This window comes from Paenibacillus foliorum (assembly GCF_013141765.1).
Taxonomy (GTDB): domain Bacteria; phylum Bacillota; class Bacilli; order Paenibacillales; family NBRC-103111; genus Paenibacillus_S; species Paenibacillus_S foliorum.
Genome location: NZ_WHOD01000128.1, coordinates 318,333 through 340,213, shown reverse-complemented (window position 1 = coordinate 340,213; position 21,881 = coordinate 318,333). Strand labels below are relative to the sequence as shown.

At 43.8% G+C, this 21,881-nt stretch carries 19 protein-coding genes and 3 other annotated features; of the genes, 17 read left to right on the top strand and 2 right to left on the bottom strand.

Annotated features, from left to right (window positions below):
- The first annotated feature begins 80 nt into the window (after positions 1–80).
- The 11 genes from GC093_RS34240 to GC093_RS34190 all read left to right on the top strand — a co-directional run bounded on the left by GC093_RS34240 (position 81) and on the right by GC093_RS34190 (position 11,234).
- Positions 81–1,337 carry a glycosyltransferase family 39 protein gene (locus GC093_RS34240; RefSeq protein ID WP_171656435.1) on the top strand — a complete coding sequence of 419 codons (1,257 nt, stop codon included), beginning with the start codon at positions 81–83 and terminating at the stop codon, positions 1,335–1,337.
- The gene (locus GC093_RS34235; RefSeq protein ID WP_171656434.1) at positions 1,316–2,023 is read left to right on the top strand and encodes a glycosyltransferase family 2 protein; all 708 of its coding nucleotides are present in this window, start codon (positions 1,316–1,318) and stop codon (positions 2,021–2,023) included. The genes GC093_RS34240 and GC093_RS34235 overlap by 22 nt, the downstream gene beginning before the upstream one ends.
- A 40-nt stretch (positions 2,024–2,063) precedes the next feature.
- A complete protein-coding gene (locus tag GC093_RS34230) occupies positions 2,064–2,408 on the top strand; it encodes a DUF2304 domain-containing protein (RefSeq protein ID WP_281365361.1) in 345 nt (114 codons plus the stop codon).
- 29 nt (positions 2,409–2,437) lie between these two features.
- On the top strand, positions 2,438–2,761 hold the full coding sequence (locus GC093_RS34225; RefSeq protein ID WP_171656432.1) for an EamA family transporter: 324 nt from the start codon (positions 2,438–2,440) through the stop codon (positions 2,759–2,761).
- A gap of 6 nt (positions 2,762–2,767) precedes the next feature.
- Positions 2,768–3,811, top strand: a complete 1,044-nt coding sequence (locus tag GC093_RS34220; RefSeq protein ID WP_171656431.1) for a GNAT family N-acetyltransferase — start codon at positions 2,768–2,770, stop codon at positions 3,809–3,811.
- 103 nt (positions 3,812–3,914) lie between these two features.
- The gene (locus GC093_RS34215; RefSeq protein ID WP_171656430.1) at positions 3,915–4,580 is read left to right on the top strand and encodes a class I SAM-dependent methyltransferase; all 666 of its coding nucleotides are present in this window, start codon (positions 3,915–3,917) and stop codon (positions 4,578–4,580) included.
- On the top strand, positions 4,573–5,469 hold the full coding sequence (locus tag GC093_RS34210; protein WP_216624998.1) for a polysaccharide deacetylase family protein: 897 nt from the start codon (positions 4,573–4,575) through the stop codon (positions 5,467–5,469). The genes GC093_RS34215 and GC093_RS34210 overlap by 8 nt, the downstream gene beginning before the upstream one ends.
- Positions 5,470–5,747: 278 nt before the next feature.
- Complete coding sequence (locus GC093_RS34205; RefSeq protein ID WP_171656429.1) at positions 5,748–6,386, top strand: rhomboid family intramembrane serine protease; 639 nt, start codon at positions 5,748–5,750, stop codon at positions 6,384–6,386.
- A 253-nt stretch (positions 6,387–6,639) separates the two neighbouring features.
- On the top strand, positions 6,640–7,629 hold the full coding sequence (locus tag GC093_RS34200) for a LacI family DNA-binding transcriptional regulator (protein ID WP_171656428.1): 990 nt from the start codon (positions 6,640–6,642) through the stop codon (positions 7,627–7,629).
- A gap of 98 nt (positions 7,630–7,727) precedes the next feature.
- Positions 7,728–9,521, top strand: coding sequence for an L-fucose isomerase (locus GC093_RS34195; RefSeq protein ID WP_171656427.1), 1,794 nt, complete (start codon positions 7,728–7,730; stop codon positions 9,519–9,521).
- 24 nt (positions 9,522–9,545) lie between these two features.
- The gene (locus tag GC093_RS34190; RefSeq protein ID WP_171656426.1) at positions 9,546–11,234 is read left to right on the top strand and encodes a ribulokinase; all 1,689 of its coding nucleotides are present in this window, start codon (positions 9,546–9,548) and stop codon (positions 11,232–11,234) included.
- 224 nt (positions 11,235–11,458) lie between these two features.
- On the opposite strand, the gene uraA is transcribed toward GC093_RS34190, so the two are convergent.
- Entirely contained in the window at positions 11,459–12,730 is a 1,272-nt protein-coding gene (gene uraA, locus GC093_RS34185; protein ID WP_171656425.1) for a uracil permease, read from the bottom strand.
- A 215-nt stretch (positions 12,731–12,945) separates the two neighbouring features.
- Between uraA and GC093_RS34180 the strand changes: the two genes are divergently transcribed.
- From GC093_RS34180 to ilvN, 6 genes are all read left to right on the top strand, one after another.
- Complete coding sequence (locus GC093_RS34180) at positions 12,946–13,722, top strand: YheC/YheD family protein (RefSeq protein ID WP_171656424.1); 777 nt, start codon at positions 12,946–12,948, stop codon at positions 13,720–13,722.
- Positions 13,723–13,811: 89 nt separating this feature from the next.
- Positions 13,812–14,639, top strand: coding sequence for a DUF6492 family protein (locus GC093_RS34175; protein WP_171656423.1), 828 nt, complete (start codon positions 13,812–13,814; stop codon positions 14,637–14,639).
- Positions 14,636–15,823: a glycosyltransferase family 4 protein gene (locus tag GC093_RS34170; protein ID WP_171656422.1), complete on the top strand. Its 1,188-nt coding sequence runs from the start codon at positions 14,636–14,638 to the stop codon at positions 15,821–15,823. Before GC093_RS34175 ends, GC093_RS34170 begins: the two co-directional genes overlap by 4 nt.
- A complete protein-coding gene (locus GC093_RS34165) occupies positions 15,768–17,069 on the top strand; it encodes a sugar phosphate nucleotidyltransferase (RefSeq protein WP_171656421.1) in 1,302 nt (433 codons plus the stop codon). Before GC093_RS34170 ends, GC093_RS34165 begins: the two co-directional genes overlap by 56 nt.
- A gap of 36 nt (positions 17,070–17,105) precedes the next feature.
- Positions 17,106–17,384 (top strand) — a binding site (T-box leader).
- Between the two features lie 59 nt (positions 17,385–17,443).
- Positions 17,444–17,719: a binding site (T-box leader), on the top strand.
- Between the two features lie 58 nt (positions 17,720–17,777).
- Positions 17,778–18,053, top strand: a binding site (T-box leader).
- Positions 18,054–18,119: 66 nt separating this feature from the next.
- Positions 18,120–19,850 (top strand): biosynthetic-type acetolactate synthase large subunit, encoded by a 1,731-nt coding sequence (gene ilvB, locus GC093_RS34160; RefSeq protein WP_171656420.1) that lies wholly within the window; start codon positions 18,120–18,122, stop codon positions 19,848–19,850.
- On the top strand, positions 19,847–20,344 hold the full coding sequence (gene ilvN / locus GC093_RS34155; protein ID WP_171656419.1) for an acetolactate synthase small subunit: 498 nt from the start codon (positions 19,847–19,849) through the stop codon (positions 20,342–20,344). Before ilvB ends, ilvN begins: the two co-directional genes overlap by 4 nt.
- A gap of 478 nt (positions 20,345–20,822) precedes the next feature.
- On the opposite strand, the gene rbsK is transcribed toward ilvN, so the two are convergent.
- Positions 20,823–21,731 (bottom strand): ribokinase, encoded by a 909-nt coding sequence (gene rbsK / locus GC093_RS34150; RefSeq protein ID WP_171656418.1) that lies wholly within the window; start codon positions 21,729–21,731, stop codon positions 20,823–20,825.
- Positions 21,732–21,881: the final 150 nt, after the last annotated feature.

Here is a 21,881-nt window from a genome sequence, read left to right as displayed (position 1 = left end):
TTTATCCTTGCTAATTCACGGATCCATATGTAATATTTAAACATTGTGATACAACTTATGCTGTGACTTGGAGCTGTGAAATGTACCAACTATATCTTAAATACAAGGATCGAGAGTTCCTTTATATTATTCCTCTAGTAATCTTCTCCTTATCGATGAGATTGGGAAATTTTATGCGTATATGGTTCTCGGGTAAAGGCTTTCCTGATTCCGAGGATTCCCAATGGTATATAGAATATGCAAACGCTTTGCTGACAAACTTCCAAATTGGTCTGCATATGAACGACATTTTATATTTCGGCTATAATATACTGCTAACGCTGCTGCTTGCTTTATTCAAAGACACTGTTGCTATTGTGTTCATACAGGCGCTAACGGCAGGATTGAGTGTTATTCTTGTATATAAAATCGCACGAATGCTGTTTAATAGAAGCACGGCTGTAATAGCTTCCATTTTTTATTCCTATTCTTGGAACATTACCAAATGGTCCACGTATATACTTTCTGATAGCTTTTTCATCAGCTTACTCCTTCTATGTGTTTATTTCCTTCTCATGTCTTTAGAATCGAAAAAAAGAAAGTACACGATTTTGTTTGTAATGACCTCATTATATATGCTGGTATTTAGACCAACAGGTGTTATCTCTCTAGCTTTCATTATGATTTATTTCCTGTTTAGGCTCGACAAACAAACACTGCTGGATTTTGCTAAAAAGTACAGGCTGGTTATCGGATCCATTGTGGTTGCTGCAGTCGCAGCCGTTATCTATTTGATCGTCGGTGACAAGCTTAATCCCCTTATTGAGTCTGTGCAGTATAATGCTAAGCTAGTATTGTACAATATTTACGCGCATGGCTGGATCTATGATAAGGAATCTACTTATGACTACATTTTCAAACCGGATTATTCTATTAATATACTTGGAAGCCTTATCTTAAGTTTTTTAATAAATAATTGGGATGATGTGTTAATATTATACGGAAGAAGGGCTATTGCATTTCTCGGCTGGTGGGTATGGGAGACAGACTTAAGCACTTTCCGAGGGATTACCCGTTTCGTCTGGTATGTTCTGCCAACAGTATTGTTCTTGACTGGAACCATTGCTGCTATAGTTAATGGGCTGTTCAGAAAGGTGTCCATTATATGGCTGGTTGTACTTGCTGTCTATGCGTTCTGCATTCTTATTTTTATAGATGGAATGTATAGATATAAGGCTCCTGCCTTGCCTTTTCTTGCAATTGGGGCTGCTTATGGAGTAAAAACCATCTTTCATGGAGCAATGACTATTATAAAAAAATATGCGGGGAAGCTGCTATGGGACAAGAAAAAATACTGATTGTTATTCCTGCTTTTAATGAACAGAACAACATCCAGAAGGTAATCTGGGATATTCGAGAAAGTGGAGCGGATTATGATATTTTGGTTATCAATGATTGCTCCCATGACGGTACCTCGATCAATGCTAGGAAGTCGGAGGGCGTGAAGGTTGTGGATCTGCCCTATAACCTTGGCATTGGAGGCGCCGTACAGACCGGATTTAAGTATGCATTGGCTAATGGTTATGATTATATGGTGCAGGTCGACGGAGATGGGCAGCACATGCCCAAAGAAGTGATCAAACTATATGAGGCTATGGTTCAAAGCGGCAGTGACATGGTTATAGGTTCAAGATTCCTGGATATTAAATCTTTCCAAACCACATGGTCGAGAAGATTGGGGATCAAGGTATTCTATTATCTGTTCAGACTTTTGATACAAACGAAGGTTACGGATAGTACATCAGGATTTCGGATGTATAATAGAAAGAGTATACATTTATTGTCCAAATACTATCCAGATGATTACCCTGAACCTGATGCCATTATCCTTTTGAAAAAACATGGACTCCATATTAGTGAAGTAGGTGTTGAAATGAGAGAACGTGAGCATGGTACGTCCTCTATAACACCAATAAAAAGTCCTTATTATATGGCGAAGGTTATTCTGTCCATATTCTTCTCCTATACCCGGACAAGGTGGTGAATGCGTCATAGATAGCGGGCATTTTTACAACGTTCAGCTGATGGGAGTTGCCTTCAGTCTGATCATGATTATCTCAGTTTTTTTAATGGTAAGGGCAAGATTGCTTAGAGAAAAATATTCATTGGTGTGGTTTCTGATCGGATTATTTACATTAGTCATGTCTATTTTCAGGGATCTGATTGATTGGTTCTCTGGATTGATCGGCGTTGATTATGGTCCATCTGCTTTCTTTGCGATACTAATCGCTAGCGCTTATCTGCTTCTATTAAATATGAGTGTTAGTATATCGGGTATAAAGATGCACAACAAAGCTCTGACTCAAGAATTAGGCTTAACAAAGCTAAGGCTCGAGCAGCTTGAGAAGAAAATTAGCGAGGGTGAATAATAATTAATTATTTATTGCTTTTTGGCAGTATGACTATGACAGTAATTGCGAATACCGTGCTGAAGCTGGGCAGCAAATCCGTTCCCTTCGATGGACCTTTAAAGGGGATTATACTTGGTTATCTGACTTCGCCGCTTATCGTATCGGGCTTTACTCTTTACGCCATAGCTGCTATTCTGTGGATTTATTGCTTGTCTAAGTTTGATTTAAGCTATGTTACTTTTGTATCCAGTGCTCAATATGTTTTGCTGATTGCTGTCTCCCTTCTTGTGTTCAACGAGCAGATCAGTATGATGAAATGGACAGGCACAGGATTGATATTAGTAGGTGTATTTTTTTGGTTGAAAGGATAACATTTCATGTTCAGGTGTGTTGAATATACCGAAGCCATGAAGGATGAGTGGGATAGATTTGCATGGTCGAGAGGCACGGTATTTCATACCACTGCATTCAGACAAATCCTGATTAGCTCGTTCGGCTACAGGTGCAGATATCATGTCATTCTTAATGAGCAGGACCGTATTTGCGCGATAATTCCACTTATAGTGGGCCGGAATCTGGGCCTTAAAAAGGTCGGTGTATCGCTTCCTTTTGTCAACTATACCGACATTTGCGCTGACAGTGAAGAAGCCTTCAAGTTTACGAGGGATTCTCTGATACAATTAAAGGATAAATACCATCTTAGATATTTAGAGATGAGATTAAAGGATCAAAGCCTTGACAGCTCCGAGTGGAGCTTGAATCTTCATAATCACACCTTTGTGCTTTCTCTATCTGAGGATGAGGATGAGGTGCTATCACAATCTACTAGCAGCAATAGAAATCATGTACGCAAGGTATATAAAAACAACTGGTTCTCTGTTTCTTTTGACACTGCACATATGGATGCCTTTTATAAGGTGTATGTCAAAAGGATGAAGCAGCTCGGTTCTCCTGCCCAGGATATCCGCTTTTTTAAGAGTTTTCTTGAGTACTTGCCTGATCATGCTTTTTTGCTGTCTGTTCTCGATAATCAGACTGGTGATGTAGTAGGCGGGATGATGCTACTGACAAGCCCTTCGAACTCAACGTTGTATTATCCGTACGGCGCCAATCTTTCGGAGTATAACAATAAATACTTGAATAATTTTATGTACTGGGAAGCTGTGCGTTTTGGCATAAGAAACAAGTTGAAGTTTCTGGACCTTGGGAGGTCGCAGACTGGCTCGGGAACCTATAAATACAAGGAACAATGGGGAGCAAAGCCAGAGCAGCTCAAGTACCTGGTCTATAATGGCAGCGGTAAGGAGTCGGGGCCACCCGATAAGCAAAGTCTCCATTTTTTTGTGGAACTTTGGAAGGTTACGCCAAGCTTCATTACCGACAGAGTAGGTAAACAGCTGATTAAGTATTTGCTGCCTTAAAAGCTTTCCTAAGGAAAGCTTTGCTACGAAAGGGTAGGCTGAGCTTTCCATAGGAAAGCTTGCGTGATATGCATATTTTTCATAATCGGGGGATGCAGTAAAAATGAGTAGTTCTAACTGGAAGCAGTACTTTGACAAAAAAGCAGAGGTTCATGGAGCGTCTGTCAAATCATCTGACTATTTCGATGACGAAAGTTTTTTTATGCAGAGAGATAATACCTTGCGTTGGTTGGGGGAATCCAAAGGTAAGGTAATATTGGATGCTGGATGCGGAGTAGGTGCTTTCAGTGAGCCATTAGTTAAACAAAATACGGTATACGGTGTAGACTTTTCAGAGAAAAGCCTTGAATTTGCTGCGGGTAGAGGTCTACAAACATCGGCTGATGATTTGACGGCATTGCATTTTGAAGCGGGTAAATTTGACGTGGTATTATGTATCGGCGTTATTCAACTGATCGAACAATATAAGTCTGTCATTGGAGAGCTGGCAAGGGTTACTAAGCCGGGTGGAACACTGCTTATCCAAACTTTAAACAAAGGCTCCCTACAAAGAAAAGTATTAAGGCTATTTGAGAAGAGCAAAAAGTTTGACAAAATGTACGCCATGGATGAACTAAAAAAGGTATTCGAAGCACACGGCTTTGAACAAATACAGTTTTTGAATATTTATCATCCTTTCAAATTTGTGACAACAGGGGATGGGCAAGGGCTTTTCTCGAATACGCTAAGCACCTCGTTTGCGATAAAAGGGAGAAAGAAAATTGACTAAACAGGAAGCAACACATAGCGGAGCTTCTCAAGTAACCTCTCAGGTACCCAGCGTTAACAATATGCTGACCTTTGACATTGAGGAATGGTTTCACGCTAATTATGATGATGTGAAGCCCGATCTCAGCCAGCCCTCCCATTTCAGATCCAACATGGATACGCTTCTACGGATATGCAGAGAGACTGGCTGTAAGGCAACGTTCTTCGTTCTAGGTTATATTGGAGAGCATTTTCCGGACGTTGTAAGGGCGATTGCGCAGGAAGGGCATGATGTGGCGTCCCATGGATATGCTCATGAATTAGCCTACAAGCAGACGATTCAAGAGTTTAAGGCTGATGTGAAAAAGTCCGTGGATATTCTGGAGGATATAACAGGCAGCAAGGTTCTAGGGTACCGTGCGCCATCATGGTCTATTGTGGAAAGCAATCTGCATTATCTTGAAGCGCTAGAAGAGTTAGGGATGAAGTATGATGCCAGTATTTTTCCGGTAAAAACTTTTCTGTACGGAATTCCCACAGCACCTACGGAGATACATAGGCCCAAGGTTAATGGACGTGAGCTTAATCTTTATGAGGTTCCGATGTCTGTTATGAAGCTGTCAGGCAAGAATATGGGCTATTCGGGGGGCTTTTATTTCCGATTTTTTCCTAAGTTTTTTATCAAGCAAGTCATTCGTTCAGCCAATCGTCAAGGAAAGAGCTCCATTGTCTATCTGCACCCTCGAGAGGTTAATGTTAATGAAGCTAAGCTGATACTTCCACGCAAGGAGCATTTTATCCACTATTACAATATAGGCGGAACGGAAGCTAAGCTGGAAGACATCTTGAAAAGCTTTAATTTCACATCGATTTCGGAGCATTTGAAGCACAACTTTAAGCTGGAAGTCTGATATGTTAAATAAATAGGGTAGAGTTCAAAACCCAAACCAGTGCTAAACAGGTGTATTGGTTAAGGTGTAGAGCCAGAAATAGAGTGCACTTATGCAAAAAAGGTGAAATGGAACTGACGAAAGTCGCCATTATCCAATGGAGCGAGGTGCTTTTTTTCATTGGGAGATAATTTGGGCTATAATAGTGAGAGTTCATAAAGTCAACATTTTCAGCATAGAGAAATACATGTGATCGTAGAATAGGGAGAATAACAGCAGGAGCAGAAGGGAAGAGATATGTGTTTGCTAGAAGAGAAAGCTTAAAGCAGTTCATCCAGCTTTATCCGGTTACGGCTGTGATCATTGTGATTCATTTAATTGCTATGGCAGCTATGGAATGGTATGGCTCCTCCAAAGATAACGTGACCTTGATTCATTTCGGTGCGATGTTCGATCTTCCTAACATGCGGCCAGAGCCGTGGCGCTATGTGTCGGCGATATTTCTTCATATTGGTTTTGAACACCTGTTGTTCAACAGCTTCGCATTGTATGTATTCGCGGCACCACTTGAACGAATGCTTGGTGCTTGGCGTTACGGGCTGTTCTATCTTGCTTGCGGCATTATTGGAAATATAGTTAGTGCTTGGCTGCACTCGGATTACTATATTGGGGCTGGAGCGTCTGGTGCCATCTATGGTGTTTATGGAGCATACTTATACATGTCGGTACTCCGCAAGGATCTGATCGACTACCAGACGAAACAAACAGTGAGGATCATTGTCATTATGGGCTTTGTGTATTCGATCCTTATACCGAATGTAGATATTTACGCGCACTTAGGCGGCTTTGTTGGTGGTTTGGCGGTTATGTCCATTATTAGTCTGTTTGTAAAGCGGAGACAGCGGGTTGAAAGTGAAGAAGAGCAGGCAGCTCAGTGATTGGCGGGATAAGAATCATAAAAGAGTAGACAGTTGTGGGATTGTCTGCTCTTTGGAAGCGGATTGAAAGTATGAATATCAGAAAAACAAAGAGAAATAATCGACGGGTTGTTTACAGAGCTGGATTAGCCTTCGAATGGTTGAATGCATGATTCTAAATGAAGTATCTTGTTAAATAAAACTTATTATGCTACATTATGACATGTAAACGTTATACTACATGCTTACAGCTAAAAGGATCGGGGAATACAGTGTGAGTTCAATAACTATCAAAGACGTTGCACTAGCTGCTGGCGTATCCACCGCAACAGTGTCTCGCGTTCTTAATCGGACCGGATATGTCAGTAACCAGGTACGCCTTCATGTGGAGCAGGTGATGAAGGGCCTCAACTATCAGCCGAATGTGCTGGCACGCAGTTTGAAACAGGAGAAGTCGCGTACCGTGGGCATTGTACTGCCCGATATGACTAACCCTTATTTCATGGGTGTGGCCCGGATTGTGCAGCAGCGATTGCTCGAGAAAGGCTATCATCTGATCTATATGGATTCAGTGGAGGACCCTGAGAAGGAGCTTGAAGCCATACAATTACTGCAGGGCATGCGAATTGAAGCTTTGATTCTAGCCGGCACCGGACAAAATGCGGAGATTGTGAAGCATTTGATCCACTCAGGAACAGCTGTTGTACTGCTTGATCGTATCATTGATGGTGTGCACACGGATCTGGTCGTTGAGGATAACGCTGGTGCTGCTGAAGAAGCAATGGGCTATCTACTCAGTAAGTATGGAGATAGGATCGGAATCATCGGTGGGCCGCAGCATATCAGCACGGCTAGGGAGCGGTTGGAAGGTGCGCGAAAGGCTGTTGCGTTAGTAGGCATACAGATTTCTGAGACGAAATTTTATGCTGGGGATTATTCAAGAGCATCAGGTATTCAGGCTTGCAATTTCTTCATGGAAACAGAAGAGCCTCCAGTTGCTATCTTTTCCTCTAATAATGAAATGACTTACGGTTTTTATTTAGGTATGAAAGAACGAGGCTTGGACCTGGACTCCGTGGAAGTGATATCTTTCGGAGAACTGGACGCCGCACCTTTGTTCTCTCATCGTCTGTCCATCATATATCAGAATCCTGCGCAGATAGGGGAAGCCGTTGCAGAGCTCACGCTTAAACGTCTGGAAAGAGAAGGTATAGGCAGGGAAAAACGTATTTTTACACCGCGTTTAGAGAAGCAATTCTCCTAGCGGTTTCCTTTCTTGTCATGTGTAAACGATAACACACATACACTTTTATGTTATCGTTTACATGTACTTATAAATTATATTATTAGGAGGAATTATTCATGAGTAATGCGAATGTAAAGAACCGCTTGGTAGGCGACATGCCTAAGATTGGTATTCGCCCTGCAATTGACGGACGTAGAGGTGGGATTCGAGAATCATTGGAAGACGTAACAATGAATATGGCAAAAGCGGTTGCAGAGATGTTAAGCAGTAATCTAAAACATGCTAATGGTCTCCCTGTAGAATGTGTCATAGCCGATACTTGTATCGGAGGTGTGGCAGAAGCTGCCCAAACGGCTGCTAAGTTTGAAAGAGCAGGAGTGGGTGTATCAATTACGGTTACACCATCCTGGTGTTATCCATTAGAGACAATCGATACTTCACCTCATATTCCCAAAGCTATCTGGGGCTTTAACGGTACGGAGCGGCCAGGAGCGGTGTATCTAGCAGCAGCTAATTCAGCGCATAACCAGAAGGGATTGCCGGTATTCAGCATTTATGGGCGTGACGTTCAGGATATGGGAGATGGCAGTATTCCTGACGACGTTCAGAATAAACTCATACAATTCGCCAAAGCAGGGCTCGCAGCAGCCTCAATAAGAGGTAAATCCTATCTGTCGCTTGGCTCCGTATCGATGGGAATTGCCGGATGTATCGCTGATGAATCGTTTTTCCAGCAATACCTTGGCATGCGCAATGAGTATGTAGACATGACAGAATTCGTTCGCCGAATGGAGCGGGGCATCTATGATAAAGACGAGTTTGAAAGAGCTTTAAAATGGACGAAGGAAAATTGCGGTGAAGGTATTGATGTGAACCCAGAACATCTCAAAAGAACTGAAGATGAGAAGGTTCAAGATTGGGAAACAGTCGTTCAAATGACGCTGATAGCAAGGGATTTAATGATAGGTAACCCTAAATTGGCGGAGATGGGCTACGGTGAGGAAGCACTTGGTCATAATGCAATCGCAGCAGGCTTTCAAGGACAACGGATGTGGACCGATCACTTCCCTAACGGAGACTTTATGGAAGCGATCTTGACTTCTTCCTTTGACTGGAACGGAATTCGCGAGCCCTATGTTCTTTCCACGGAGAATGATACGCTTAACGCGGTTACGATGCTATTCGGTCATCTGTTGACAGATGCAGCTCAAATATTTGCTGATGTGCGCACTTATTGGAGCCCTGATGCAGTAAAAAGAGTAACTGGAAGCGAGCTAACCGGACTGGCGCAGAACGGGATCATTCATCTCACGAATTCGGGACCAGCATCACTAGATGGTACCGGACGTCAGACGAAGGATGGAAAACCGGCAATGAAGCCTTTCTGGGAGATTACGGATAACGAAGTACAGGAATGCTTGAAGGCTACGGCTTGGAGTCCGGCTGTTGATTTCTTCCGTGGCGGGGGATTCTCGACAGATTATCAAACACTTGGTGGAATGCCGGTAACGATGGCACGTATCAACCTCGTGCAAGGCTTGGGGCCGGTTCTGCAAATTGCCGAAGGCCATACGGTGGACATTCCGCAAGAAATTCATGATGTACTGGATCAAAGGACGAATCCAACATGGCCAACGACATGGTTTGTGCCGAGCTTAACAGGAGAAGGTGTATTTAGCGATGTTTACTCTGTTATGAATGCATGGGGTTCGAACCATTGTTCATTAAGCTACGGTCATATTGGCTCCAGCCTTATTACCTTGGCTTCAATGCTGCGTATCCCTGTCAGTATGCATAATGTAGCGGAAGAAAGCATCTTCAGACCAAGCGTATGGACAGCATTCGGGACGGCGAATCAGGAGTCGGCGGATTATCGTGCATGCGCTCAATTAGGGCCGCTGTATAAATAGGGGAGAGCGGGAGGCAAGAATTGTATGAGAGAAGAGCGAATCCCTAAATATACCATAGGCGTAGATTATGGCACGGAGAGCGGTAGAGCGGTGCTGGTTGATGTAAGCACCGGAGAGGAAATGGCCGCGCATGTGACGCCATATGCTCATGGCGTCATCGACCGGCAGCTTCCCGGCTCGCAGGTGCGGCTCCCGCACGAGTGGGCGCTGCAGCATCCAGGGGACTACCTGGATGTGCTGTACCAATCCGTGCCTGCGGTGCTGCAGCAGGCTGGAGTGCAGCCCGATGCCGTTATTGGCATCGGGATCGATTTCACCGCATGCACGGTGCTGCCGGTGAATGAGCAGGGTGTTCCTCTATGTTTACTAGAGGAACACCGGGACGATCCGCACAGCTGGGTGAAGCTGTGGAAGCATCACGCAGCCGCAATGCAAGCTGAGCAAATGAATGAATTGGCGAAGGCGAGAGGCGAAGCGTTCCTTCCGCGTTATGGGGGCAGCATATCCTCGGAATGGCTGCTGCCTAAGATTCTGGAGACAGCTGGGCAATCGCCCAGCGTGTTCCAAGCGGCGCATTATTTCGCAGAAGCAGCCGATTGGGTGGTATGGCAGCTGTGCGGTGAACTTGTACGTAACAGCTGCTGTGCAGGCTATAAGGGAACCTGGCACAAGTCGGAAGGCTATCCGTCTGCTGAGTTTATGAAGCAATTGGATCCTCGCTTGGAGCATTTGTATGAAACCAAGCTGGCTGGAGCTATACATCCGGTCGGCATACGTGCTGGGGGGCTGGAGCCGAGGATGGCAGAGAAGCTGGGACTTCAGGCTGGAACTGCCGTATCGACTGCGATTATTGATGCGCATGCAGCGGTGCTCGGCTGTGGCGTAACTGAACCTGCCAGTATGGTGCTGGCAATGGGAACTTCATTATGCCACATGGTTTTGAGTGATGAGGAGAGGCTTATCGAAGGGGTTAACGGTGTTGTAGAGGATGGAATTGTACCGGGTTTGTTTGCATACGAAGCTGGCCAACCAGCGGTAGGGGATATGTTTGCCTGGTTTGTCGAGACTTCGATATCCGATGAGATCAAGCATCAGGCAGCTGCCGAGGGGATCAATGTTCATGGCTGGCTGGAGAGAGAAGCTGAGAAGCTGAAGCCTGGCCAATCTGGACTTCTCGCTCTTGATTGGTGGAACGGAGGCCGTTCGCCGATTTTGGACCCACAATTGTCGGGCCTAATGGTCGGTCTTACATTAAGCACGACGCAAGCTGAGATGTATCGTGCTTTGCTGGAGGCTGCAGCGTTCGGTACGAGACGTATTGTCGAATGCTTTGAAGCGGGCGGTGTTAAGATTGAGTCGCTATACGCTTGCGGCGGGCTACCGCAAAAGAATAAATTATTAATGCAAATATTCGCCGATGTACTGGGTAAGGAGATCAAGCTGGCAAAGTCCAGTCAACCTGTAGCCTTAGGAGCCGCGATTTGTGGTGCAGCTGCAGCGGGAAAAGAAGCGGGTGGATACGACAGTTTGAACGAAGCTATTCAAGCGATGGGGCAAGTACAAGAGCGATACATCCAACCGAATAAAGAGGTCAAGACCCAGTATGACCGGTTATTCACTAATTATCGCAAACTGCATGAAACGCTCGGATTACCGTCTGGCGCGTTAGGGAATGTGATGCATGAATTAAAGCAGATGCGAAATGACGCTTAGAGTAGAAAAGATGTGATCTGGGTTCAAACCAATCTCGTCTAAAGTAAGCCCTTTGTGATCTGGAGACGAGCCTTTGGTAAAATTGCCACAGACATCCAAGTCATTCATAGTGACGGAACAATTCAATATTTGGGAAATCCTTATAAAAGGGCTGGCAAAATAAATAGCGCCCGACAGAGATCATAGGGTCTCTGTCGGGCGCTGCTTATTTTTGGGGGAAATGATTAATCATTATTGGTAAGCTTAAAGGTTTCTAGCAGCTTGAAGAACAGGCTGAGCAGAATGGCAGAGATAGTAGCCAGAGCCATACCCTTCAATTCGAAGTGTCCCCACTTCAGAGTCGCGCCACTAAGGCCAATTACAAGAACTACAGTTGTCAGAATAAGGTTGACTGGTTTGGAATAATCCACTTTGGTTTCTACAAGCATTCGGATACCGGAAGCAGCGATGACACCAAACAGCAGTAACGAAACACCACCCATGACAGGGGTCGGAATGGTTTGAATCAGCGCTGATATTTTACCAACAAAGGATAGAACAATCGCAAGGATCGCTGCCCCGCCAATAACCCATACGGAATATACACGGCTAATAGCCATGACGCCAATATTTTCTCCATAGGTAGTGTTAGGCGTTGAGCCAACCAAAGAGGAAAGCATGGTGGAGACTCCATTGCCCATTAAGGATCTGCTAAGCCCAGGGTCTTTGGATAAGTCTTTCCCTACCATATTACCGGTGACAATCAAGTGCCCTATATGCTCCGCAATTACGACGAGAGCCGCAGGGGCAATTATTAGAATACTCACCCAATCAAAGGTAGGGCTGTAGAAGGTCGGTAGCTTAAACCATTCTGCGGCTCCCAAAGTTTCTCTGATATGTACCAAACCAAGCGAGGCTGCAATAATATAACCAACAATAATGGATACCAGAATCGGAATGACCTTCAATAGACCACGAAATACTACGGAGCCTATTACCCCAACCAATAAGGTAACAATAGATACCGTTATAGCGGTAGGATCTGGCGACCAGCCCGCTGGAGCACCGCTTGGAGCGATAAAGCCAGCCATACCGGCAGCTGTAGGCACCAGCTCTAATCCAATAACGGACACTATCGCACCCATGGCTGCAGGCGGAAACACAATGTCAATCCAGCGTGTTCCTACAGCGCGTATTAGCAAGGCGACGAGTGTGAAAATCGCTCCCACAACGAGGAAGCCTCCTAATGCTGCACTATAACCTTTGGAGCCTAGAACGATGAATACAGGTGATAGAAAGGCGAAGCTTGACCCTAAAAAGGCCGGGATTTTTCCTTTTGTCATAAAGATATAAAGCAAAGTTCCTATCCCGTTCATCAGCAGGATGGTGGCTGGATCGACCTTGAACAAAATAGGTACCAGCACGGTGGAGCCAAACATAGCAAATAAATGCTGCAGACTAAGCGGAATGCTTTCCCCAATTGAGGGGCGTTCATCAACTTGAATGATGCGAGACACGGTGGATCCTCCTTAGAGTTTTGGCTTAAGCCATGAACTGAGTTAACTTACCGTACGATATTTTATCATAAAATCCATTTTAAAAAAGAAAAATTTATTCATATTTAGGAAAAATTTTGGCTCTTAGGTATTCATCCATGCCGATAACTTGCATTTCGGAATAAAGTATGTTGATTATGGCTATCTGAAAATTTTTTGTAGAAGGGTGAAATGTAGTGAAAAAAAAGAATACCATTCGTACCCTGACAAGTAAGTGGACCAAAACGTTAGTTTTATTAAAAAGCAATAAAGTTCGTAGATATATCCCCGAAACTAGGCTGTTCAACAAATCTTCGGTTCTTTCTTTGTTGAAAAAGTATCAAATGGTTTATGTGAAGCCTGTTAATGGTTCTTTCGGGCAAGGCGTCATAAGGGTGGACTTACAGCGGACTAAAAGTGGATCGAAATACCGGTACCAGCATGGGACTGCATCTAGAAGCTTTGGTAATTATGATGCCATGTATTCCTCAATCTCGAAATCAAAGCTGAAACGCAGCTATTTAGTCCAAAAAGGGATCCACATGCTGAAATATAATAACCGAGTATTTGACATACGAATTATGGTCCAAAAAAATAGGGAAAGGAAATGGGAAGCGAGCGGTTATATCGGTCGAGTTGCCCACCCCAAAAAAATAGTCACCAATTTCCATAATAGTGGAAAGCCATTGCCGCTGGAGACTTTGCTTGAACGTTTTGTACAGGGTGAGCAGAAGCAAGCCTATATAAGGGATTTGAAAAACTTGGGCTATCAAATTGCCGTACATCTAAACAAGCATTACCCGGGATTTAGAGAAATTGGAGTCGATATTGGTATCGATAAAGAGCTGAAGCCTTGGATTTTTGAAGTGAATACGGCCCCAGATCCTTTGATATTTAATCAATTAAAGGATAAACGGATGTTTCGTAAAGTCATCCATTATGCTCGATTAAACGGAAGGTTTCGTAAAAAGTAAGCTCTGTCCAATGGATTAGCCAGAGCCCATTCCTTTTCGCCTACATTGGCATATCATAAATCCAAACCTGCAAAATTGGAGATGAAGCTATGTCCTCGAAAGAAACAAAAATAGTAAGAAGTAAAACCCGAATAGATATCCTCATCCCAGCGATAGAGAAGGATTTAGGGACACTTCCCTTTGTTATTGATGCTGTAAGAAGGAATGTTAAGCATCCTATCGGGGACTTCATGATTGTTGCTCCAAGAAAGAAAAGAATTATTGATTTATGTATTAAAAAAGGATGTAAATTTATCGATGAAAATACGGTTCTCCCTATTACAAAATCCAATATTCATTATCGTTCCAAGAGATGGGATCGCTCGGGCTGGTTGTTTCAGCAGTTATTGAAGCTGGGAGGCGATACCCTGTGCAGCTCGAACTATTATTTAGTAATTGACGCTGATACGGTGTTAATTCGCCCGCATGTTTTCAAATCAGGAAAGAAAACTGTATTTTATTGCAGAGGCTGGAGCCAGCCTGAATATTTTAAAACCTATAAAAAGCTATTAAAAAGAAAAGCACCCCACCCGACCTCTTTTGTTACCCATTACATGCTGTTTGAAAAAGCGAAGGTGGCCAGGCTGAAGAAGGATATTGAATCGAAACATCCCACCAGAAGCTGGTATTCCGCGATAATGCATAGTATTAACAAATCGAAGCAATTTGGTTTTTCTGAGTTTGAAACATATGCGAACTACCTTTACTCCAAAAACCCTGGGGCACTTCTCTTAAAGAGTGCAAGAAATAAAAGCTTAAATATGAACGTTACGCAAATCTCCAAATCAAGAATAAAACAGTTAGCCCAAAAGTATCGATCTATCTCCTTCCACAAGCGTAAAGGGTATGTAATAAAATCAAAGGCGGGAGGGCATTGACAAATTACAAGGTAGTCTGGAAAGGTCCAGTAAAAAAAGCAAGCGGCCTAGGAATTGCCAGCAGAGAGTATGTGTATGCATTAAAACGGCTGGGAGTTGATGTTTCTGTTGGAGCCTCAGGAAGGAATTTGTCTAAAGATGGAAGCCAAAGGAAACTTAAAATATTAATATATCATCATCTGCCCCATACTATTAATATGAGCAAGGAAAGAAAAGCTTATGATCGAATCATCCTAAACACCGTATGGGAGACGACAAAAATTCCTAGGCGTTGGTTATCCAATATGAATAAGTTCGATGCGGTATGCGTTCCCTCACTTCAAAATAAGCAGGCTATGAGAAATAGCGGGGTTAGGGTTCCCATATTCATAGTTCCTCATGGAGTTCATACCGAAAAGTATAAACCCAGCAATAAGAAGCTGTCTTTAGCGAACGCAAAGGGAAGGTTTGTTTTTGTATCTGTATTTGGATTCCAGCACCGTAAAAATCCCGAAGCCTTATTAAGGGCTTACTGGGAAGCCTTTTCCGCTGCCGACAAAGTGCTTCTAGTAATCAAAACGAACGGGTACGCTTCCTATGAGAATGGAGCATGGATACAAAATAAAATGAGGAGATACAAAAGCAGACTTGGTATTGTCAAGAAAACAGCTCCCGTTAAGGTCATCGCAGGGCAGGTTAGCTCTAAGAAGCTCAGAGGGATTTATACGTTAGGCAATGTATTTGTTCTGCCTACTCGAGGTGAGGGCGTCGGCTTGCCATTCCTTGAGTCGTTATCCAGCGGTGTTCCAGTTATTGCTACCGGTTGGGGTGGACACAAGGACTTCCTAACTCATAGAAATTCATTCCTAGTATCGTATAAGTTGAAGAACCCTGCGAGCAGCATGAGTAGCAAGCACTCTATTTCACGCAAATTTCGCCAATTGTTCGCAGAGAAGGGGCAGCAATGGGCGGAAGTTGATATAAGCAGCTTAAAAAAACAAATGAGAGTCGCGTATCAAAACCCTTCACTGTGCAAAAAGAAGGGACAACAAGGCAGAAAAGATATGCTTAGGCTATCTTGGAACCGAGCTGGGATTTCTTTGAAGCACGCAGTAGAAAACGTTATTCTGTTGGGAGGAGGAAAAAATCTTGCGAATCGTTCTACTGTCTGGCGGTTCCGGAAAAAGACTATGGCCTCTGTCTAACGAGATAAGATCAAAAGTGTTTCTTAAACTTTTAAACTCTGAGGATGGCGGGAAGGAATCCATGATTCAGAGAGTTTGCAGACAATTAGATGCGGTGGGGTTGCTGCCAAATACGTCGATTGTTACACATAAAAGCCAATTTGAAATTACACAAAACCATATCGGTGAAACGGTTCCGATAATCTGTGAACCCTATAAAAGGGGAACTTTTACGGCAATAGCATTATCAGCAGCCTATTTTCATTCCAAGCTGAATGCGGATCCGAATGAAACGATTTGTGTTCTGCCTGTTGATGTGTTTGTTGAAACTGCATTTTTTCAGTTACTTTACAAATTACATGATGCCCTTGCCAGTTCCCAAGCGGATCTTGCTCTTATTGGAACGGTCCCTAGACATCCATCTAACCAGTATGGCTATATCGTACCGTATGTAAACAGTGGATCCGATTTTTACTCCGTCGCTCAATTCGCAGAAAAGCCTGACGAAACGATAGCGACTCGCTTAATCAATCAACATGCGCTTTGGAATTGCGGTGTATTTGCGTTTTCTTTAAATTTCATGCTTTCCTATTTGAAGAATAAAGGTCTGCCCATTGATTATGATCCATTGCATGAACGCTATAAGGAGCTTCCCGAGGTGAGCTTTGATCACGAAGTTGTAGAGAAAACAGCTCATTCCGTGGTAATCCCCTATGATGGAGCCTGGAAGGACCTGGGCAGCTGGGATACCTTAACCAATCATCTGGAAAGCAGTGTTATTGGTATAGGTGAGCTTTGTCATAACTCGGTAAATACTCAATTGGTTAATGAGCTGCCTATTCCCATTCACATCATCGATGTACCCAATGCAATCGTAGCGGCAAGTCCAGATGGTATCCTTGTGGCAAGTAAAAGTAAGTCCAGTCAAATTAAACAAAGGCTTAGCCATGAGTGGGCAAGGACTATGTACGAGGAAAAAAGCTGGGGAACATCTCGAGTATTGGATTTGTCCAAGGGAGATGAGGAAACAGAAACAGTGACTAGCAAAATGGTGATTAACCACGGAAAGAAGATTGATGAACCCAGTAACATGAAGATAAAGAAAATCTGGACCGTTATTTCGGGTTCAGGGGAGTTCACCTTGAATGATGTAATCGGTACTATTAAGGCGGGAGATGTCCTGGAAATTCCATGCGGAGTGAAACATAGTCTGAGGGCTAATAGACAGCTGGAAATTATAGAGGTCTATATCAAACAAGGTAATTGAAAAATGCGAAGCGTTATGCTATCATAAAAACCATCACAAAAAGCGTTGAAGAGAATAAAATACAAAGGCATTTATGCCCAGAGAGCAAGGGAATAGCTGAAACCTTTGCCATAAACCTTGTATGATGTCGTCTCGGAGCTTTTGATCGAAAAGCCGAATCAAGAAGTATAGGTTCAGATTCGCTGAGTAGACTCAAACGGAATGGCACACGTTATCGTGCAGCAGGTAAGGGAAATCTTACCTCATGAGGCTGAAATCGCAAGATTTCAGTAAATCAGGGTGGTACCACGAAAATTTACCCCTTTCGTCCCTATAGGCCCGACAGTTGCATTCTGTCGCCTTCGGATGAAAGGGGTTTGCTGTATTTCAATAATGAAAAAGCGTTGAAGAGAATAAAGTACAAAGGCACTTATGCCCAGAGAGCAAGGGAACAGCTGAAACCTTTGCCATAAACCTTGTATGATGTCGTCTCGGAGCTTTTGATCGAAAAGCCGAATCAAGTATAGGTTTAGATTCGCTGAGTAGGCTCAAACGGAATGGCACACGTTATCGTGCAGCAGGTAAGGGAACCCTTACCTCATGAGGCTGGAATCGCAAGATTTCAGTAAATCAGGGTGGTACCACGAAAATTTACCCCTTTCGTCCCTATAGGCTCGACAGTTGCATACTGTCGCCTTCGGATGAAAGGGGTTTGCTGTATTTTAAAATGAAAAAGCGTTGAAGAGAATAAAATACAAAGGCACTTATGCCCAGAGAGCAAGGGAACAGCTGAAACCTTTGCCATAAACCTTGTATGATGTCGTCTCGGAGCTTTTGATCGAAAAGCCGAATCACGTATAGGTTCAGATTGGCTGAGTAGGCTCAAACGGAATGGCACACGTTATCGTGCAGCAGGTAAGGGAACCCTTGCCTCATGAGGCTGGAATCGCAAGATTTCAGTAAATCAGGGTGGTACCACGAAAATTTACCCCTTTCGTCCCTATAGGCTGGCAGCAGCATTCTGTCGCCTTCGGATGAAAGGGGTTATTTGATATTAAAGGAGGCAGTTAAATGGAAAAATTATTCACATCCACAGACCACTCGCTTCAACAATCTCAGGAATTGATCACTGGATCAGAGGTTCTTTTGCGTGGCTTGCTAAGGGAAGGTGTTGAATGTGTGTTTGGGTACCCAGGAGGAAATGTTCTCTATATCTATGATGCAATGGTGGGCAATCCAGATTTTAAACATATTTTGACCCGACATGAGCAAGGAGCTATTCACGCAGCGGACGGCTATGCCCGATCTACAGGAAAAGTTGGAGTATGTATTGCCACTTCTGGTCCAGGAGCGACAAACTTAGTGACCGGAATTGCAACTGCTTATATGGATTCTGTACCCCTCGTGGTCATTACTGGTAATGTTCCAACAACTGTGATGGGTACGGACGCATTTCAGGAGGCAGATATCATTAGTATTACCATGTCAATAACTAAACACAGTTACTTAGTTCGTGACATACACGACCTTCCCCGCATCATCCATGAAGCCTTTCATATTGCAAACACTGGAAGGAAAGGTCCGGTATTGATCGACATCCCTAAAGACGTATCCAATCAAACAATGCTATTTCAACCATCCAACCCTATCAATTTACGTGGATACAATGGGACTCCGAGTCCTAATCAGGCTGAGGTAGATGAGTTAATTCAGGCTATTGCCGAGTCCGAAAGACCGGTTATTATAGCCGGAGGTGGGGTTGTTTATTCTAATGCGTCAAATGAGCTGCTAGAGTTCGTGAATAAAACGAAAATTCCTGTTACAACCACATTGCTTGGTTTGGGCGGTTTCCCAAGCGCTCACGATTTGTGGCTGGGAATGCCAGGCCATCATGGTACGTATACGGCGAATATGGCCATTCAAAATGCCGATCTGATTATCTCTATAGGTTCACGGTTTGATGACAGGGTTACGATGAAAGTAGATGGTTTTGCTCCTTGTGCCAAACGGATTGCCCATATCGATATTGATCCGGCTGAAATTGGTAAAAACATCAAAACGGATATTGCTTGTATCGGCGATATTAAGGCTGTACTTAAATATGCAAATACGAAAGCTTTGCCCTCCCAATCAAGTAGTTGGATCCATAAAATCCATGAAAATAAAGCAATGTATCCATTGCGTTATAAAGATTCCGAAACGGAGCTTAAACCACAATATGTTCTAGAGATGATTAATGAGACAACCCGAGGGGATGCGATTATTACCACTGACGTGGGCCAGCACCAAATGTGGGTAGCTCAATTTTACAAATTTAAACATCCACGCTCACTCCTAACTTCGGGAGGTCTTGGAACCATGGGATTCGGATTCCCATCTGCTATAGGGGCTCAGGTAGGAAATCCGGACCGACTTGTGATCTCTGTAAACGGTGACGGGGGCATGCAGATGTGTGCACAAGAGATGGCTATTTGTGCCATTAATCATATTCCGGTCAAAATTGTCGTGATCAACAATCAAGTATTGGGTATGGTCAAACAACAGCAGCAAATCATTCACGAAAATCGTTTCAGCCACATCGATCTTGCGGGAAGTCCCGATTTCGTGAAATTGGCTGAGGCTTACGGAATTAAAGGGCTAAGAGCAAGTAATAAAGCAGACGCTTCGCGTATTTGGCAGGAGGCTCTGAACATACCTGGACCTGTACTAGTTGAGTTTGTAGTGCCGAAAAAAGAGAATGTATATCCTATGGTTCTCCCTGGAACGACATTGGATCAGATGATAATGGGGGATTTCGAATGATGAATAAGCATATCATTTCTATCCTGGTTAATGATCAACCAGGGGTTTTACAAAGAGTATCGGGATTGTTCGGTCGCCGTGGGTTCAATATCGATAGCATCACGGTTGGGAGCAGCGTAGAGACTGGATTATCAAGGATGATTATTGTGACTACGGGCGATGAACGAACTATTGAACAAGTTGAAAAACAGCTTAACAAACTCATTGATGTTGTTCAAATATCCCATTTAAGCTCAAAACCGCTTGTAGCGAGAGAGCTCGCCTTTATCAAAGTGACCGCGGAGTCCTCTAAACGCCCAGAAATTCTTGGAGTGGTTGACACCTTCCGTGCATCAGTAATTGATATTTCATCTGATAGCCTGATCATTCAAGTAGTCGGGGAGTTGGGGAAAATCGAAGCTATGATTGAGCTTTTGCAGCTATACGGAATTCTGGAATTATCTAGAACGGGTACAACAGCAATGCTGCGGGGTGATGAATACAATAGTAATTGAGGTTCAACCTTAAAAACAGTGCTTGCCCCTCCTCCGATCATCAGCCTGCACAATCCTGCAAACATGCAGTTATTAGCTACCGAAATTGGCTTGTGAGAGGAAGAACTGCAAAGGTACAGCAATTTAATGCAAAGAGGTCCGGCTTCAGCTAAGAGTGAAAAAAGAGCTGCACATTTGCATGAATTCACCAATACTGCCGATAAAACGGCTAAAAGGCTGTAGAAATGCAGGATTTGGTGGTAGACAATAGCTTCGAATAATGCCATGTGCGCTGTCATTGCTTTTCATAAGGTCTTGTCAAGCGCTGAGCGTGTTAAGGAACCGAAATCGAATAGTTTCGTCAAGCGTTGATTTCGGTTCTGAGCCGTGATTGACAATAACAAGTGTAAAGGATTAGAACGTAAGCTGCTGGAGCAAGCCTTAATAGCTTCGAATGGATTCTGCATTCGAAGCTAAGGTTTTGCTTTGATGGTTAGTGTTAGGCTTTAGTTACCTCGTGGAGCGTAGGCATACCGTCTTGTGCTCCGAACTTAGTGACGGATAGGGATGCGGCCTTCACCGCTGAACGAATGGATGATTCCAGTGATTGCCCAGAAGCTAGTCCACAGCATAATGCTGCATTAAAGGCATCTCCTGCTCCGGTGGTGTCTGCAACCTGAACCCGAATGGCAGGAATCGTCATTAATTGGTCATTCTCCAAATAAGATACTCCGTGTTCCCCACGTGTTACTATCAAGGTCTGTCTGTGCAGGCTCTCCCACTTACGCATCCCCTCGGTAAGCTCTTCTTCGTTAGCATAGGTTCGTTGGGATAACAGCTCGAATTCAGTTTCATTTGGTGTCAAAATATCGATTAATTCATGAATCTCGTCTGGAAGGATTTTGGCTGGAGCGGGATTCAATACGGTTCGTACTCCATTCGAATGTGCAATTTCCAAAGCTAGCTTAACAGCAGGTGTTGGTATTTCCAACTGCAGGAGCACTATATCGGCTTCACGGATCAAGGATTCATTCTCAGCAACGAGCTGTTCATTTGTGTGAGCATTAGCTCCGGGGACAACTACAATACAGTTATCCTCAGCTGTATGTAAGATAGTGGCGGTCCCTGTAGGCACCTGATCTATTACTGAAATACGTTCAGTCATTACCCCGTACTGTGTTAATTGCTGAATAATTTGGCTTCCGAACACATCGTCTCCAACGGAGCCGATCATTGTTGCAACAGCTTCCAGCTTGGCGCAGCCAACGGCTTGATTGGCCCCTTTACCCCCAGGTAAATAGCGAATGTGCTGTCCTTCTATAGTTTCTCCGATTCGGGGCATTCTTTCTGTAGTAACGACCAAATCCATGTTCAGGCTGCCGACAATAACGATATGAGGATGTTTCATAGCAATCCCTCGTTTCTCTCTAATTTGATTAGTCTATCAATGGGTTCATCTCATCCAACCTATTATAGCCTACCTTCTACACTCCCGAAAAGCGGTCTTTAAGGATTAGTGGGGTTTCGACCGACCGCCATGATACGCCGCAACGCGTGC

What these genes read in the sequence shown, in the direction of transcription:
- GC093_RS34195 (WP_171656427.1), top strand. Translation starts at nt 7,728, where the DNA reads ATGAGTAATGCGAATGTAAAGAACCGCTTGGTAGGCGACATGCCTAAG.
- GC093_RS34240 (WP_171656435.1), top strand. Translation starts at nt 81, where the DNA reads ATGTACCAACTATATCTTAAATACAAGGATCGAGAGTTCCTTTATATT.
- rbsK (WP_171656418.1), bottom strand. Translation starts at nt 21,731, where the DNA reads ATGAAACATCCTCATATCGTTATTGTCGGCAGCCTGAACATGGATTTG.
- GC093_RS34230 (WP_281365361.1), top strand. Translation starts at nt 2,064, where the DNA reads ATGGGAGTTGCCTTCAGTCTGATCATGATTATCTCAGTTTTTTTAATG.
- GC093_RS34215 (WP_171656430.1), top strand. Translation starts at nt 3,915, where the DNA reads ATGAGTAGTTCTAACTGGAAGCAGTACTTTGACAAAAAAGCAGAGGTT.
- GC093_RS34175 (WP_171656423.1), top strand. Translation starts at nt 13,812, where the DNA reads ATGTCCTCGAAAGAAACAAAAATAGTAAGAAGTAAAACCCGAATAGAT.
- GC093_RS34190 (WP_171656426.1), top strand. Translation starts at nt 9,546, where the DNA reads ATGAGAGAAGAGCGAATCCCTAAATATACCATAGGCGTAGATTATGGC.
- ilvB (WP_171656420.1), top strand. Translation starts at nt 18,120, where the DNA reads ATGGAAAAATTATTCACATCCACAGACCACTCGCTTCAACAATCTCAG.
- GC093_RS34220 (WP_171656431.1), top strand. Translation starts at nt 2,768, where the DNA reads ATGTTCAGGTGTGTTGAATATACCGAAGCCATGAAGGATGAGTGGGAT.
- GC093_RS34235 (WP_171656434.1), top strand. Translation starts at nt 1,316, where the DNA reads ATGGGACAAGAAAAAATACTGATTGTTATTCCTGCTTTTAATGAACAG.
- GC093_RS34225 (WP_171656432.1), top strand. Translation starts at nt 2,438, where the DNA reads ATGACTATGACAGTAATTGCGAATACCGTGCTGAAGCTGGGCAGCAAA.
- ilvN (WP_171656419.1), top strand. Translation starts at nt 19,847, where the DNA reads ATGATGAATAAGCATATCATTTCTATCCTGGTTAATGATCAACCAGGG.